Annotated in this window: 14 protein-coding genes; 8 read left to right on the top strand and 6 right to left on the bottom strand. The window is 64.1% G+C overall.

The window, feature by feature from the left end; translation table 11 throughout:
* Positions 1-4: 4 nt before the first annotated feature.
* The gene (locus tag EV687_RS01680) at positions 5-1,036 is read left to right on the top strand and encodes a metal-dependent hydrolase (RefSeq protein ID WP_162846524.1); all 1,032 of its coding nucleotides are present in this window, start codon (positions 5-7) and stop codon (positions 1,034-1,036) included.
* A 25-nt stretch (positions 1,037-1,061) separates the two neighbouring features.
* Here EV687_RS01680 and EV687_RS01675 read toward each other — a convergent pair whose 3' ends face one another.
* Positions 1,062-1,715 carry a nitroreductase family protein gene (locus tag EV687_RS01675; protein ID WP_122226153.1) on the bottom strand — a complete coding sequence of 218 codons (654 nt, stop codon included), beginning with the start codon at positions 1,713-1,715 and terminating at the stop codon, positions 1,062-1,064.
* A 166-nt stretch (positions 1,716-1,881) separates the two neighbouring features.
* Between EV687_RS01675 and EV687_RS01670 the strand changes: the two genes are divergently transcribed.
* From EV687_RS01670 to purU, 5 genes are all read left to right on the top strand, one after another.
* Positions 1,882-2,679: a DUF3108 domain-containing protein gene (locus tag EV687_RS01670; RefSeq protein ID WP_162846523.1), complete on the top strand. Its 798-nt coding sequence runs from the start codon at positions 1,882-1,884 to the stop codon at positions 2,677-2,679.
* 233 nt (positions 2,680-2,912) lie between these two features.
* Positions 2,913-3,212, top strand: a complete 300-nt coding sequence (locus tag EV687_RS01665; protein ID WP_122226151.1) for a BTH_I0359 family protein — start codon at positions 2,913-2,915, stop codon at positions 3,210-3,212.
* 175 nt (positions 3,213-3,387) lie between these two features.
* Positions 3,388-4,947 carry a phospholipase D family protein gene (locus tag EV687_RS01660; RefSeq protein ID WP_122226150.1) on the top strand — a complete coding sequence of 520 codons (1,560 nt, stop codon included), beginning with the start codon at positions 3,388-3,390 and terminating at the stop codon, positions 4,945-4,947.
* A 95-nt stretch (positions 4,948-5,042) separates the two neighbouring features.
* The gene (locus EV687_RS01655; RefSeq protein ID WP_122226149.1) at positions 5,043-5,954 is read left to right on the top strand and encodes a ChaN family lipoprotein; all 912 of its coding nucleotides are present in this window, start codon (positions 5,043-5,045) and stop codon (positions 5,952-5,954) included.
* A gap of 41 nt (positions 5,955-5,995) precedes the next feature.
* Positions 5,996-6,853, top strand: a complete 858-nt coding sequence (gene purU / locus EV687_RS01650) for a formyltetrahydrofolate deformylase (protein WP_122226148.1) — start codon at positions 5,996-5,998, stop codon at positions 6,851-6,853.
* Positions 6,854-7,303: 450 nt separating this feature from the next.
* Here the strand turns inward: purU and EV687_RS01645 are convergent, their stop codons facing one another.
* A complete protein-coding gene (locus EV687_RS01645) occupies positions 7,304-7,645 on the bottom strand; it encodes a DMT family protein (protein ID WP_207226359.1) in 342 nt (113 codons plus the stop codon).
* A gap of 121 nt (positions 7,646-7,766) precedes the next feature.
* On the opposite strand from EV687_RS01645, the gene EV687_RS01640 reads away from it, so the two are divergent.
* Positions 7,767-8,936 (top strand): glycosyltransferase, encoded by a 1,170-nt coding sequence (locus EV687_RS01640; protein ID WP_122226146.1) that lies wholly within the window; start codon positions 7,767-7,769, stop codon positions 8,934-8,936.
* A 656-nt stretch (positions 8,937-9,592) separates the two neighbouring features.
* Here the strand turns inward: EV687_RS01640 and ntrC are convergent.
* From ntrC to glnA, 4 genes are all read right to left on the bottom strand, one after another.
* Complete coding sequence (gene ntrC / locus EV687_RS01635) at positions 9,593-11,245, bottom strand: nitrogen regulation protein NR(I) (protein ID WP_122226145.1); 1,653 nt, start codon at positions 11,243-11,245, stop codon at positions 9,593-9,595.
* A 41-nt stretch (positions 11,246-11,286) separates the two neighbouring features.
* Positions 11,287-12,339 carry a nitrogen regulation protein NR(II) gene (gene glnL, locus EV687_RS01630; RefSeq protein ID WP_423201058.1) on the bottom strand — a complete coding sequence of 351 codons (1,053 nt, stop codon included), beginning with the start codon at positions 12,337-12,339 and terminating at the stop codon, positions 11,287-11,289.
* Between the two features lie 268 nt (positions 12,340-12,607).
* Entirely contained in the window at positions 12,608-13,102 is a 495-nt protein-coding gene (locus EV687_RS01625; RefSeq protein WP_122226143.1) for a hypothetical protein, read from the bottom strand.
* A gap of 255 nt (positions 13,103-13,357) precedes the next feature.
* Positions 13,358-14,773, bottom strand: coding sequence for a type I glutamate--ammonia ligase (gene glnA / locus EV687_RS01620; protein ID WP_122226142.1), 1,416 nt, complete (start codon positions 14,771-14,773; stop codon positions 13,358-13,360).
* A gap of 467 nt (positions 14,774-15,240) precedes the next feature.
* Between glnA and EV687_RS19255 the strand changes: the two genes are divergently transcribed.
* A complete protein-coding gene (locus EV687_RS19255) occupies positions 15,241-15,774 on the top strand; it encodes a hypothetical protein (RefSeq protein WP_122226141.1) in 534 nt (177 codons plus the stop codon).
* The last annotated feature ends 11 nt before the right edge of the window (positions 15,775-15,785 follow it).

The raw sequence follows: 15,785 nt of genomic DNA, 5'->3' as shown, positions 1-15,785 counted from the left end.
CCGCATGGACTCCCTCTCGCAAGCCGTCCTCGGGGCCTCCGTCATGGCGGCCGTGCTTCCGGCACGCCAGCGCCGCAAAGGCCTGGCCGCAGGAGCCTTGCTGGGGACCGTACCGGATCTCGACACCTTCATCGTCCCGCTGTTCTCGCAGACGCCGGTCGATATCTTCACCTGGCATCGCGGCCCTAGTCATGCCCTGTGGCTGTTGCTGCTATTGGGCTGGCTGCTGTGGTGGTTGCTGCGACGCCGGGTTCCCGCGGTGCAGCAGGCGCCAAACGCCTGGCTGCTGGGCAGCGTGCTGGCCCTGCTGACGCACCCGTTGCTCGACGCCTTCACGGTGTATGGCACACAGCTGTGGTGGCCCAGTTCCAGCCACCCCGTCATGTGGTCCAGCCTCTTCATCATCGATCCGCTCTATACCTTGCCCCTGCTGCTGGGCGTGGTGCTGGCCTGGATCGGTGGCGCACGCCGCTGGGCCGGACGGGCACTGCTGGCCGGGCTGGTGATCAGCACCGCCTACATCGGCTGGTCTCAATTGTCACGCCATTGGACCGACCGCATCGTCGCCACCGGCCTGGCTGAACAGGGCCTCGCCGATGCGCCCCGCCTGCTGGTCAATACCCCTTTGAACACCATGCTGTGGCGGATCATCGTCATGACACCGCAAGGCTATGCCATTGGCCACCGCTCGATCTTCGATGGCGACGCCCCGCTGCAACTGCAGCACCACGCCAGCGAGATGCCCCTGGTGCGGCAACTGGCCGGGGACAACCCGGAAATCCAGCGACTGCTGTGGTTCACCAGCGGCTTCATGGCTGCCGACATCACCGATGGCCGGTTGGTGCTGCGGGATTTGCGCATGGGCACCGAAGGCAGCTACTTCTTCAGCTTTGCGGTGGCCCGGCAGCAGCCCATCATGCACGGGCAGCAAGCACCATGGCAGAGCATCACGCCAGCCCAGGCTGTGGCGGGACCCCGCCAGATGCGCCAGCAGGTCGAGCAGACCTGGCAGCGCCTGTGGCATCCGCTTCCATGACGCGCGGTCTCTACGCGGTCTCTGCCTATATCGAATGGGCCGATGGGGGCCATTCGCGCGCATAGGTCGCGCGCACCGGACGCGGCTGCCGCGACGGTGGGTTGACCGGCGTGCCAAGGTTGAGCAGTCCCAGCATGTGATCCTGCGGCGCAAAGCCCATCACGGAGCGCAACAGGCCGTCCAACGGCTCGGGCGTACTGCTCCAGAAGCCGGCATAGCCAAGCAGATGCGCAGCATTGAGCATGTTCATCACCGCCGCCCCGCAGGTGAGCAACTGCTCGAATTCCGGCGCCTTCGGATGCGGCACGATGCGCGCCGCCAGCACGATGACCACCGGTGCCGTCGTCAGCTTGGCGGTGTATTTGCCATGCAGTTCGCGCACCTCGGGCACCTGGGCCTGCGGCTGCGCCAGCACCTGCCGCAGCAGTTCGTGGCGGGCAGCGCCGCGCACCAGTTGAAACTGCCACGGGCGCAAGCCCGCATGATCGGGAGCGCAGGCCGCGGCATCGAGGATGCGCGCCAGCGCGGCATCCGTCGGCCCCGGCTCGGCCAGCGGCCAGGCAGAACGGCGCGCAAGCAAAGCCGAAAGTGCATCGGCCGCAACGCCCTCGCCCACCATCGATGCAGCCAAGCCGGCTGATGCGGCCGATGCCTCGGCCTTATGATCCAAGCTGGTCAATGGACATTCCTTTCCTCAAATCCGATGCGCCATTGTGCATGCCCGGCAATGCCGTTGCCGGGCGATGGTCTCCGCAGGCTGCGCCGTCCGGCACCGTCGGCGCATCGGGAACTCTGCTTCCGGGAGCCAGTCTGTCCTGGGCTGCCATTCACACATCGCTCCATCCATGCCACTGCCACTCCAGACACGCCTGCCCAGCCTGACAACCCGCCTGCTGCCGAAGCTGCCAAGCCTGTGCACCTTGGCAGGCCTGCTCATCGGCGCGGCGCTGCTGCCCGCACCGGCGCAGACCGTGCCTGCCGAAGCGATTGCGCCACCGCCATCAGCGGACATGGCCTTCGAAGTGGAGGGCCGCATCAGCGGCATGGGCTACAGCGCCCGGGCACAGCTGCGCTGGCAGCAGGATGGAGAGCACTATGAGGCTTTCCAGGCTATCCGCCTGCCATTGGTGGGCACCCGTTCGCAGCGCAGCAGCGGCACGCTGCGGCCCCACTTCCTGCAGCCGTTGCGCTTCGAGGATTCGGCCCGCAAGCGGCGCAGCCTGCGCTTCGACCCCGCCAGCGGCAGTGTCATCGCCGACGAAGCGACCCAATCGGCCAGCGTGCCCGAAGGAGCGCAGGATCGGCTGAGCGTCTTCTTCCAGCTGGCGGCCACCGTGGCCGGCCAGCCGCAGCGCTACGTCGAGCCGGGCCGGCAGATTCCGATCTGGACGGTCGCCAACAACAAGCAGGAAGCCTGGGTGTTCGAGGTGGTCGAGCACGCACCGATCACCCTGCCGGCCGGCACGATGGATGCCGTCCGGCTGCAACGCATGCCCCGCAAGCCGGGCGACCAGCAGGCCGACATCTGGCTGGCGCCGCAGACGGGCTACCTGCCGGTGCGTATCCACCTCAGCGAGGACGATGGTGATGTGGTCGACCTGCGGCTTCGCGATTACCAGGCCCAAACCGATACGGCACCATGAGAAGCATGCCCGCTCATGGCGAACCTGGCACAAAAATCGCTTGCCCTCTTGACATTCACCAGATCTGAACTGCACTTTTTTTACGGCATACTGACATGCAACGCGCGCTGTGCGAGCAGCGCATGCGGCAGATTGCCAGCCCCCGAGAACACCCAGCCAAGCAGACCGCCCACTTGAAAACGATACAAATGCCCCCATCAGCAGGGAATGAACCCATCACTACGGAGGATTCGATGAATACCCTGTATGACTCTGAAGCATTTGCCGTGGTCCACATCCAGCAGGACGTGCCGCCGATGCTGCCCGATGGTTCCCATGGCATGGATGCGCCGCTGTCCCACAGTCTGGTGCGGCACGGCTTCGAGATCGTCGACAAGCGCTCCGGTCGCGAGGTCTATCTGGACGGCAGCTGGGCGGAAGTCTTCCATGCCCAGATCCAGGAGTGGCAGCACAACACCCCCACGCAGGAAGAGGTCGAGGAAACCCTCGACAGCTACACCGGCCTGGCACAGCATCCGGTCGTGATTCACTGAGCATCGGCTCCAACGCCCAGCCGCTGCGTTGGACGCTTCCGCCTGGCAGCCCCCTTGCGCGCTGCCTGATGCTGCGCCGCCATCCCGCCCAGAGCCCCATGCGGGCGCCACCGTGGCGCCAGTAGAATGCGACGTCATTCACGACGTTCGCGACGGCATTGCCACGGTCCGCTTCATGCGCAAACACCTTTTTCTCACGCTCGGCTGGCTGCTGCTTGCGCTGATCGTGCTCGCCATCAGCGGCGTGCTGCTGGCGGACTACCTGACGCCGCGCGCCACGGGAGAGCCCAGCCACACGCTGCCGATCGAGGCGGGCCAGACGCCGATCGACCGGGAACTCGAACCTCTGCTGGCCCGCCAGCCAGAGGGCTACAGCGCCGCCATCATGCTCACCGAGGGCCTCGATGCCTTTGCCGCCCGCGCCATCTCGGCCAGGCAGGCTGGCCGCAGCCTGGATGTGCAGTACTACATCTGGAAGGACGACATCACCGGCCACCTGTTGCTCAAGGAGCTGTGGGAGGCGGCCGAACGCGGAGTGCGCGTGCGCCTGCTGTTCGATGACATCAACACCTCCGGCAAGGACGGCGCGCTGCTGGCGATGAGCCAGCACGAGAACATCCAAGTGCGCGTCTACAACCCTTTTCGCAACCGAGACGGCATCGGCCGGCTGCTGGAGATGGTGCAGCGCATCTGGAGCGTCAACCACCGCATGCACAACAAGGCCTGGATCGCCGACGACCGCATGGTCGTGCTGGGTGGACGGAATGTCGGCGTCGAGTACTTCGATGCGGCCACGACCACCAATTTCCGAGATCTGGACCTGCTGCTCTTCGGACCAGTCACCAGCGCGGCCAGCGCCATCTTCGACGACTTCTGGAACAGCCCGGCGGCCGTTCCCATCGACGCGCTCAACCACAAGGAGGTCGGCCGCCTCTCCGAGGTGATGGAGCAAATCCGCTCCGAAGCCCAAAGCGACGAGGCCCGCAAGTATCTGGAGCGGGTCGGCCTGTCGCCACAGGTCATCCGCTACTTCGCCCAGGAACTCACACCGTTCTGGAGCGATCGCTACCACATTCTCTCCGATCCACCCCTCAAACACGCCGACAGCAACCGCGAGGAATGGCTCTACCGCCACATCACGCGCGATCTGGCCTCGGCCACGCAAAGCGCCTACATCATCTCCCCATACTTCGTTCCCGATCACGACAGCATGCAGGACATGTTTGCCACGCTCACCGAACGCCAAGCGAAAGTGGGCATCGTCACCAACTCGATGACCGCCAACGACGTGCTGGCGGTGCACAGCGGCTACATGCAATACCGCCAGCCATTGCTGGAGAAGGGCTTCGAGCTCTTCGAAATCCGTTCGCGGCCCGGCAGCGACAGCTCGTTGTTCGGCAGCAGTGGTGCCAGCCTGCACACCAAGGCCTATCTGCTCGATGGCGCGCGCGGTTTCATCGGTTCGTTCAACATGGATTCGCGCTCGATCAATCTCAACACCGAAATGGGCGTGGCCTTCGACAACCCGCAGCTCTATGAAGCGCTGCTCGATGAATACCGGCTGCTCTCTGGCCCACGCTACAGCTACGCAGTGCGCCTGGACGAACACGGCCAGTTGCGCTGGCACGAGCGCAGCATCCCCGACGAGATTCATACTCACGAACCCAAGAGTACTTGGCGCCAGCGCCTGTTTGTGCGCGTGCTGAGCTGGCTGCCGATCGAATCGCAACTCTGAAAACGCCGGAACGCAACGCCGAGGCCCGCCACACGCCGGGGAAGTCGCCTCACCCGTTCACGCCCCCCCATCTGCCATCCCCCATCGACAACGCCATGCCCCATTCATTCGTTTCTCGAGATTGCACGGGCGCCGTCTGGCGCACCGCCGCCCTTGGCATGACCATGCTGGTCCTCAGTGCCTGCTCCACCCTGCCCGAGGGGGATGCCCCGGCGTCCGCGAACACCGCCGTGTTCGGGCAGACCGACACCGACTGGCGCCCCCATGCCGAGGCCATGGCCAAAGCCTCCGTGCTGCTGCTGGGCGAGCAGCACGATGCGCCCGAGCATGCCATCGCCCAACTCGAAATCGTGGACCATCTTCTCGAGCAGCAGCGCCTTGCCGCGCTGGTGCTCGAGATGGCCGAGCGCGGCGGCTCCACCGCCGGCCTGGCGCGCAACGCCAGCGAGACGCAGGTGCAGCAGGCGCTGCGCTGGAGTTCCGGGGCCTGGCCATGGGAGCGCTACCGCCCGGTCATCATGGCGGCGGTATCCCATGGCGTGTCCGTGTTGGGCGGCAACCTGCCGCGTGCGGCCATGCAGGATGCGATGCAGAACCCGCACTGGGATACCCTGCTGCCCGCAGCGGAATGGAAGTACCAGTTGCAGGCCATCGAAGCCGGCCATTGCCACATGCTGCCGGCCGAAACCGTCCCGGGCATGGCGCGCATTCAGCTCGCCCGCGATGCCAGCATGGCCGCCACGCTGGAGCAAGCCATGCAGCCCGCACACGGCACAGCCGTGCTGATCGCCGGCAACGGCCACGTCATCCGCAATGCGGGCGTGCCAGCCCATCTGCGGCTGCCACAGGGCGATACCTACAGCGTCTACTTCCAGGTCGAGAATGGCGGGGGCCCTGCTGGCGCGCCGCAAGACGAAATGCTGGCCGAGCTGCGGGTGCTGACCCCGCCCCTGCCTCCCGTGGACCATTGCGAACAGTTTCACCAGCGCCGCGCCCCAGCCCAGTAATGCCGCCGCAGCGCCTGGGCAATGCGACAATGCGAACCCTTATGAGCCAAGCACAGCCAACTTTCATCCTTACCCTCTCCTGCCCGGACCGCAAGGGCCTGGTGCATGCCGTCTCCGGCTTTTTGCTCGACCAGCGCGCCAACATCGAGGAAGCCGCCCAGTTCAACGACCAGACTACCGGGCTCTTCTTCATGCGCGTGCAGTTTTGCGCCGCCGACACCTCGCTGGCCCAGCTGCAATCGGCCATGGCCGAATTCGCACCCGCACTGGAGATGCGCTGGAGCCTGCATGACGCCAGCGTGCCGGTGCGCACCGTGGTGTTCGTCAGCCGCGAGGGCCACTGCCTCAACGACCTGCTGTTCCGCTGGAAAAGCGGCCTGCTGCCGATCGACATCCGCGCCATCATCAGCAACCACCGCGACTTCTACCAGCTTGCCGCCAGCTACAACGTGCCTTTCCACCACATTCCGGTGACGGCCGCAGGCAAGGCCCAGGCCGAGGCGCGGCAGTATGAAATCATCGAGAACGAGCAGGCCGAACTGGTGGTGCTGGCCCGCTACATGCAAATCCTCTCGGACGACCTCAGCCACAAGCTCTCCGGGCGTGCCATCAACATCCACCACAGCTTCCTGCCCAGCTTCAAGGGTGCAAAACCCTACTACCAGGCACACGAGCGCGGCGTCAAGCTGATCGGCGCCACGGCCCACTACGTCACCGCCGATCTGGACGAGGGGCCGATCATCGAACAGGACGTGGCGCGTGCTTCGCACAACGACACCGTCGAAGACCTCACCGCGCGCGGCCGCGACACCGAAAGCCAGGTGCTCGCACGTGCCGTCAAGTGGCACAGCGAGCACCGCATCATCCTCAATGGCCACAAGACGGTGATCTTCCGCTGAGGCACGCCAGCCGCCGGTGCCAGCACACGGCGCCTGGTGGAGTGGCGTGTACCACGGGAAAAGCCTGTGCAGGTCACTCAAAGGGTGTTCGACGTTTCGCCGCGCAACCGCATGGCTGCGCCCATGTCCTTCAGTTTGCACCTGAAACATCGCGTCAGCGGCGCTGCAGATCCTCGCGGCGCCACCAGCCCGGCTGCGGTTTGCGCCTTGCCGCCACGATTTTTCAGGCGCGACTGCAAGCGTGTCGAGACTTTGCAGGCGCGCTCAGAACCTGTTCAAAGTCTCTGCATGGATCCGCATGGCAACGCCATGCCCTGTGGGTTGCGGCTGAAATGCTGCGTCTGCGGCGTTGCAAAACCTCGCTGGGCCACCAGCCCGGCTGCGTTTTGCGCCTTGCAGCCACAACCTTTCAACCACAACGGCTCTCATGCCAAGACTTTGAACAGGTTCTCAGAACGGTCCCTTGAAGACGAAAAAGGCCCCCGCGCAGATCAGTGCAAAACCGATCAGGTGATTGAGCGTGAGGGACTCCTTGAGGAAAAACACCGAGAAGCCCGCAAACACGAGCAGCGTGATGACCTCCTGCATGGTCTTGAGCTCGGCCGCAGAGTAATAGGCATGCCCGATCCGGTTGGCCGGCACCGCCAGGCAATACTCGATCAACGCAATGCCCCAGCTCAACAGCACCACCTTCACCAGGGGCGCGTGCGGAAAGCGCAGGTGACCATACCAGGCCAGCGTCATGAAGAGGTTGGAGAGAACCAGCAGGCCAACGGGCAGCAGCTTTGACATGGAGGCCATTCTACTGGCCGGCGTGCCATGCCTGCCGCCGCCGAACGCCGTCATGGTCTTGTCGCATCGGCGCGATAAATTCGCTGGTTGCGCTCGCGCGCCATGGCGCTATGCTTCCCCCATGCCCTTCATCATCGATCTCGTCTACATCAATGCCGGCGGCGGACATCGCGCCTCGGCCCTGGCGCTCGAAGCCATTGCGCTGCAACAGCAGCGGCCATGGCAGCTGCGGCTGATCAACCTGTTCGATGTGCTCGACCCCGGGCAGCGCTTCCAGGGCCTCACCGGCTTGCGCCCGGAAGATTTGTACAACAAGCGCCTTGCACACGGCTGGACACGCGGCATGGGGCAGGAACTGCGGCTACTGCAACAACTCATCCGCCTGGCCCAGGGGCGGCTGGTGCAACGCCTGGCGACCCATTGGGGGCAGACGCGGCCGGATCTGGTCGTCTCGCTTGTTCCGAATTTCAACCGCGCCATGTTCGAGGGCTTGCGCGCCACTGGCAGTGAGGCCCCATACGTCACCATCCTGACGGACTTCGCCGATCTGGAGCGCGAACACTTTTGGATCGAAGCCGGCCAGGCCCAGCACGTGATCTGCGGCACCGCACGGGCGGCCGAACAGGCCATGGCGCGCGGCTACCGGGCGCCATGGCTGCATCGCAGCTCGGGCATGATGGTGCGCCCGGAATTCTATGCCGCGCCACGCGAGGACCGCGCCAGCGCCATGCGGCGCCACGGACTGGATCCGCAACGCCCCACCGCGGTGGTAATGTTCGGCGGCCATGGCGCGCGCACCATGCTCGGCCTGGCGCAGCGCCTGCCAACGCTGCAACTCATCCTGCTGTGCGGCCACAACCAGGCGCTGGCCGAGGCCCTGCGGGCCCAGCCCGCGCAGGCGCCGCGCCTGGTGCAAGGCTTCACCCGGGACATTCCCGAATTCATGCGCATGGCCGACTTCTTCATCGGCAAGCCCGGCCCCGGCAGCATCAGCGAGGCGCTGTGCTGCGGCCTGCCTGTGCTGCTGCAGCACAATGGCGCCACCATGCCACAGGAGCGCTACAACGCCGAATGGGTGGCTGAACAAGGCCTTGGCATGACCTTCGCCAGCAACCGCGGCGTCGCCGCTGCCGCCGACGCCATGCTGGCCGCGCTGCCCACCCTACGGCAACGCGTTGCCGCCATCCACAACCGGGCGCTTTTCGAGGTTCCGGACATCCTCGATGACATCCTGCACAGCACACCGGTGGCAGCCACCCGACACCAGGCAGAGAGCGCTGCCATGCATTGACCAGCAACTGGCCAGCCCAAACGATTACGCCTGCGCGGCCGCCGTGCTGCCTGGATACAGTAGAATCGCCTGCCTTGCAGCTTTGGCCACAGCCGATCGTCCGGCAAACGCCAGCAAAGCTGCACAGACATTGCAACATCGATTGCACATCGCCCGAGTGGTGGAATAGGTAGACACAAGGGACTTGAACAATTTGAGCCCTCCGGTGGAAACGCCGGGGGTGACGCCCGTCAAATTCGGCGAACGCCCTGGATGCCAGCATCCGCGCCAACGCCGAGCCAAGCCCGATCAGGAAAGACCGGGAAGGTGTAGAGAGCAGACGGCGGGCACCTACGGCCGCGAGGCTATGGTGAAGGCGTGCTCCAGACCACGAACAGCACAGCGCTGGCGGCGAAAGCCGAAGTGGTACGAAAATCCCTCGACCTCACAGTCGTGCCGGTTCGACCCCGGCCTCGGGCACCAGCCATCGCGGATCACATCGCCTCGCAAACTGGCGCGCATCCGGCCGGAATGTGCCGGCGCCCCCCCCCCCCGGCATGGCAAATGCCGCCAATCACAGCGAATGCCAAGCAGGCCGCGGCACCTTCTTATGCAACGGCCGGGGCATGTGCAAATGCTTGCCCATCAGGCGAGATGCGCCGGCTTGTACCGGCTTGTCAGTCCGGGCCGGCCTGGCCTTCGTCCTCATGCCTGCCGCGCCCGCTGCGCGAATCGTCGTCCATGTGCAGTTCCTGGATCTTGCGCGTGATGGTGTTGCGGCCAATGCCGAGCTTTTGCGCCGCCTCCATGCGGCGCCCGCCCGTGTGTTCGAGCGCCATGCGGATGAGGTGCGATTCGAATTTCTGGCTGAGCCGGTCCCATACCAGTCCGGGTTCGGCATCGAGCAACTGGCGGGTCTCGACCATCAGCCCTTCCGTCCAGTCGACCTCGGGTGCTCCTGGATGCCGCTCTGCCAGCGCATGGCCCAGTGGCGTCTGTGCCACCGCATCCGGGCTGTCCGATGGTACCGCCGCTACCAGCCCGACCGGCCCGCCTGCCACGCCGGGAAGCGCCGCAGCAGTTGCCCCATCGGCATGGGCTCCGGCACTGCTCGCCTGGGCGGCTGATCCGGCAGGTGCCTTGCCATGCACCGCCTGCAAAATCTCCGGCGGCAGGTCATGGCTGGAGATGACTTGCGCAGGCGCCATGACCGACAGCCAATGGCAGGTGTTCTCCAACTGCCGCACATTGCCCGGGAACGGAAAGCGGCTGAGCAATTGCACCGCATCGTCCGAGATGCGCTTGGGCTCGACCCCCAGCTGTTGCGCACTCTTTTGCAGAAAATAGCGGGTCAGCAGCGGGATGTCTTCGGCGCGCTCGCGCAGCGCCGGCAGGCGCACGCGGATCACGTTGAGACGGTGGAACAAGTCCTCGCGAAACAGTCCCTTGGCCACCCGCTCCTCGAGATTCTGGTGGGTCGCGGCAATCACACGCACCTTGACCTTGACCGAGGTGTGGCCGCCCACGCGATAGAACTGCCCCTCCGAGAGTACGCGCAGCAGTCGCGTCTGCAGGTCGAAGGGCATGTCGCCGATCTCGTCGAGGAACAGCGTGCCACCATCGGCCTGCTCGAAGCGACCGCGCCGCTGGGTCTGCGCACCAGTGAAAGAGCCGCGCTCATGGCCGAACAGCTCGGATTCGAGCAGATCCTGCGGGATGGCCGCAGTGTTGATGGCCACGAAAGGCCCTTGCGCAACCGGTGAATGCTTGTGCAATGCGCGCGCCACCAGCTCCTTACCCGAGCCCGATTCGCCGGTGACCAGCACCGTCACCAGGCTCTGGCTGAGACGGCCGATCACGCGGAACACATCCTGCATGGCCGGCGCCTGGCCGAGGATCTCGGGCATGACGGCGCCCGCATCGGCAGCGCCGGCGCCAGCCTCCCGCTCGCCTTCCTGGATGGCGCGGTGGATCAGCTCGATGGCCTTGTTCACATCGAAAGGCTTGGGCAGGTATTCGAATGCGCCACGCTGGAAGGCCGAGACGGCGCTGTCGAGATCCGAATAGGCCGTCATGATGATGATGGGCAGCTTCGGATACTGCGCATGCAGTTTTTCGAGCAGTTGCAGGCCCGAGCCACCCGGCATGCGGATGTCGCTGATGAGCACTTGCGGCAGTGCCCCGTTGCCCGACTGCGCCTTCTCCTGCAGCGCCTCGGTGACCTCGGCCGGGTGGCTGAAGCTGCGTGTCGCCAGTTCCTCGCGGGCCAGCGCCTTTTCCAGCACGAAGCGGATTGAAGGGTCGTCATCCACAATCCATATCGGCTCCATACGGCAATGTCCTTTCAGTTCGGTTGTTTGTTCCGGCGACGTCATGTCAGCGGGATGGTGATCTTGAAACAGGTGCGGCCCGGCACGCTTTCGCATTCGACGATGCCATGGTGGCGCTGGATGTAGGTTTGCGCCAAGCTCAGACCAAGGCCCGAGCCACCATCCCGACCAGAGACCAGCGGATAAAAAATCCGTTCGCGGATTTCGGGGCTGATGCCAGGGCCGTTGTCCACTACATGCAATTCCAGTGCCAACCGGTGCAGTTTCATGCCGATGTAGACCTGGCGTGCCACGCGCGTGCGCAATTCGATGCGCGCCGTGCCCTGAGCGATCTTGGGCTTGAGCACCAGCGCAGCGTTCTGCACGATGTTCAGAATGGCCTGCACAAGCTGGTTGCGATCGCCCTTGAAGTCCGGCAACGAGATATCGTAGTCCTGTTCGATCGTCAGGCCCTTGGGAAATTCCAGCAGCACCAATGAACGCACATGCTCGCAGACCTCATGGATGTTGACGTCCTCGAGCGTCTGCGGATGGCGATGCGGCTCCAGCAGCCGATCCACCAGCGCCTGCAGCCGGTCGGCCTCGTGCATGATGACCTGGCTGTATTCCAGCAGCTCTGGATCCTGCACCTCCATGCCCAACAACTGCGCCGCGCCACGGATGCCGCCCAGCGGATTCTTGATCTCATGGGCCAGGTTGCGCAGCAGCATCTTGTTGGTCTCGGCCAACTCGTGGATACGCGACTCTTGCTGATGGCGGGCCTGTTCGTTGAGGGGCCACATCTCCATCAGCCATTCCTGCGCGGCATCGAGCCGTGTCAGGTTCGCCTGCACCGGAATGACCGGATCGTCATGAGCCGGCCCCTGCAGACTGGTCTCGAAGCGGAAGATCAGGAAATCGCTGGGCTGGGTGGCCTTGGCAAAGGCCATCTCGAACGCCTCTGACTGCGGCATGAATTGCGTGAAACTCAGGCCGCGCAGCTTGCGGCGAGACAAGCCCAGTACGCTCTCCGTTGCCGCGTTCGCGTCGATGATGTGGGCGCTGCGGTCGAGCCTGACGATCAAGGCCGCCAGCATGTCAAAATCGGTTTGCATCATTGCCTTCCCTGCCATTCGAACCCGAAGCCAGCTTCCATGGCCCCGACCTCAATGGCCTTGTTGCGGTTCACGGCGTCCTCTCTCCAGGCCATCGTTCATGGCATGTGGGGCCGCGCTGCGTTTATCCCAGCAATCTTCGTGCACACTTTTCGGTCATCGTTCCAGGCCAGCTCCATGACAGGCAAAAACCCCGCGAGGGCGAACACCCTGCGGGGTTTTTGCGTTGTCATGCCATGGCGCGGCCGTGGCACAGGCCGCTCGACCATCAGCGCTGGCGGGCAATTTCGCGCCGGATGCTCTCGATATCGGCCTGCGTGCGCTCGATATTGGCTTTGAGTTCCGCGGTGCGCTCCAGATAACCCTGCGGATTGCGCAGCTCCAGTGCCGTGCGTACTGGATAGCCATCGTTGTATTCGGTCTGCAGCGCAGCCAAGCGTTCCTCGGACTTCTTGAGCTCGGCCTCCAGAATGGCACGCGCATCGGCGTCGCGCGAGCGCTGCGCCGTATCGGCCACCCGGGAGGCGCTGGATGCGGAACTGGCCTGTGCCGGTGCAGCTGCCGGCCGGCTCGGCGGCGTCGCACGCGTACCCGAACTTTGGATCACCGTGACGTTGCCGCCCTCCAGGGGCTGGCAGTTGCGCTCCTTGGCCACCACCGGGTTGTTCGTGTATTCGTTGCCGCAGCGATAGACCCGCTCCTGGGCAAAACCCACACTGCACCATGCCAGCAGGCACCACAGGCCAAGGCTTGTCTTTTTCATTCTTGGTAATTCCGCTTTGCGCTTCATCGAATCGCCCTGTCATCCAGAAATGATTAACAAATTCAAGAGATTAGGAGCAACCCCCTTTCGCCTCGCAGGCGAACTGCCATATTACCCCAATCCATGGCCCGCGCACGCCCCGGCCGTGCAAAGAAGGCCGGCATCCACCGCCACGCTGTGACATCCACCATGAAAAAAAGCTGCCACCCGAAGGTGGCAGCCTGGCATGGACCCAGAGAGGGGGCCAATCGCCGATTACAGCGAGTAGTACATCTCGTATTCGACCGGGTGCACGGCCTGGCGGAAGCGCGTGACTTCAGCCATCTTCAGGTCGATGTAGGCATCGAGCATGGCGTCGGTGAACACACCACCCTTGGTCAGGAAAGCGCGATCGGCATCCAGTGCCTCCAGCGCCTGGTCCAGGCTGTGGCAGACGGTCGGGATCAGCGCATCCTCTTCCGGCGGCAGGTGATACAGATCCTTGGTGGCGGCTTCACCCGGATGGATCTTGTTTTCGACACCGTCCAGGCCCGCCATCAGCAGTGCGGCAAAGCACAGGTACGGGTTGGCCATCGGATCGGGGAAGCGCGCTTCGATGCGGCGGCCCTTCGGATTGGAGACGAATGGCACGCGGATCGAGGCCGAGCGGTTCTTGGCCGAATAGGCGAGCTTGACCGGGGCTTCGAAGCCCGGCACCAGACGCTTGTAGCTGTTGGTGCTGGGGTTGGTGATGGCATTGAGTGCACGGGCGTGCTTGATGATGCCGCCGATGTAGTACAGCGCAAAGTCCGAGAGACCAGCGTAGCCGTCACCGGCGAACAGGTTCTTGCCATCCTTCCAGACGGATTGGTGCACGTGCATGCCGGAGCCGTTGTCACCCACCAGCGGCTTGGGCATGAAGGTGGCCGTCTTGCCATAAAGGTTGGCGACGTTCTGCACCACGTACTTCAGAGTCTGCGTCCAGTCGGCACGCTTGACCAGCGTGTTGAACTTGGTACCGATCTCGTTCTGGCCGGCACCAGCGACTTCGTGGTGGAACACCTCGACAGGGATGCCCAGCGATTCGAGCACCAGCGACATCTCGGCACGCATGTCCTGCGTGCTGTCGACCGGCGGTACCGGGAAATAGCCGCCCTTGACTGTGGGACGGTGGCCGCGGTTGCCGCCTTCGAGCTTCGAGCCCGTGTTCCAGGGCGCTTCGTACTCTTCGATTTCATAGAAGACGCGGCCCATCGAGTTTTCGAAGCGTACGCCATCAAAGATGAAGAATTCGGGTTCCGGACCGAAGTAGGCGGTATCGCCCAGGCCCGAGGCCTTCAGATAGGCCTCGGCACGCTTGGCGGTGGAGCGCGGATCGCGCTCATAGGGCTTGCCATCGGCCGGATCGATCACGTCACAGGTCAGGAACAGCGTGGGTTCCTGGAAGAACGGATCGATGTTGGCGGAATCCGGGTCGGGCATCAGTTGCATGTCGGAGGCTTCGATGCCCTTCCAGCCGGCGATCGATGAGCCATCGAAGGCCTGACCCGAGCTGAAGTTGTCTTCGCTGAAAGCCGACACGGGCACCGTGACGTGCTGCTCCTTGCCACGCGTGTCAGTGAAGCGGAAGTCAATGAACTTGACCTCGTTTTCCTTGATCATTTGCATGACATCATCAACTGTCTTTACCATCGAGCACTCCTGCTGTTGTTTCATTGGGTAGAAGGGATGGCACAGATCGAGCAAAATATGTGCCAAAAACGTGCGCAAGCACTGGCATGGAGAAGGCCAGCAAACAGCCATGCACCGGCTGATTCAGCGCCACCGCATGATGCACCAATTAAATGCAATTGATTGCACCAATATTGTGATTCATTTTATTTGCACTTTTTTGGTGCAATTATGCATGGTGCCATGATTGCGCTGGTTCGCACCGAACCAGTCAACCCATCTCAGCGCCATGCGTTGAAACAGGCAGGGTACGACATGATGGTGCAAAACGCCCGTCCCGGCATCGACATGCACCGCTTGCACCACTTGCGCAATCCCGGTCCCTGTTGGCAGACTGCTGCGCTAGGCATGTCCCCCACAAGCGCCATGCGGTTTTCCAAACCTGTCATGCTTCATTCACCCATTCTCAGCATCTGCAGGAATAACGCATGTCCCACGCAAACTGGTTCACCCGGCTCGGCATGGCCGCCGCGGCCATGCTGCTTGGCGGTTGTGCAGTGACCGATGGCTACTATGCCGGCCAGGGCTACGGCGAATTCGGCTATGGCTATGGCAGCTATGGGGTCTATGACCCTGGCCTCGTGTATGCGACACCGGTGATTCCCGGTCCCGCCTACGGCTACTGGCCCGCCCCCCGCTACCGCAGCCCCCATCCACCGCGCTATGCACCACCGGGCGGCTATCGTCCACCGCCTCCGCCACTGGCCAACCGCCCCCCCGCCCATCGTCCCGGTGCCGGACCCCGGCCACCACGGCCAGGCCAGGATCGACCCGGCCGGCCGCAGCCACCGCAGGCCCAGGGTCCGGCGCAACCGAGGCCCAATCCACCATCTGCGGTGCCACCGGGAGCATCGACACAGCGCCCGCCCTTGCCGCCGCAATCGCAACAGCCCCGCCAACGCACGCCGCTGCGCGGCAACATCACCTATCGCCCAGGCATGCCAGCCAACGACGAGCGATGAGCATGGCCGAC

The sequence above is a fragment of the Corticibacter populi genome (assembly GCF_004217315.1).
Classification (GTDB): Bacteria; Pseudomonadota; Gammaproteobacteria; order Burkholderiales; family Burkholderiaceae_C; genus Lampropedia; species Lampropedia populi.
Note: the sequence above shows the minus strand (reverse complement) of the source record. Positions and strands in the feature narration are given on the sequence as shown.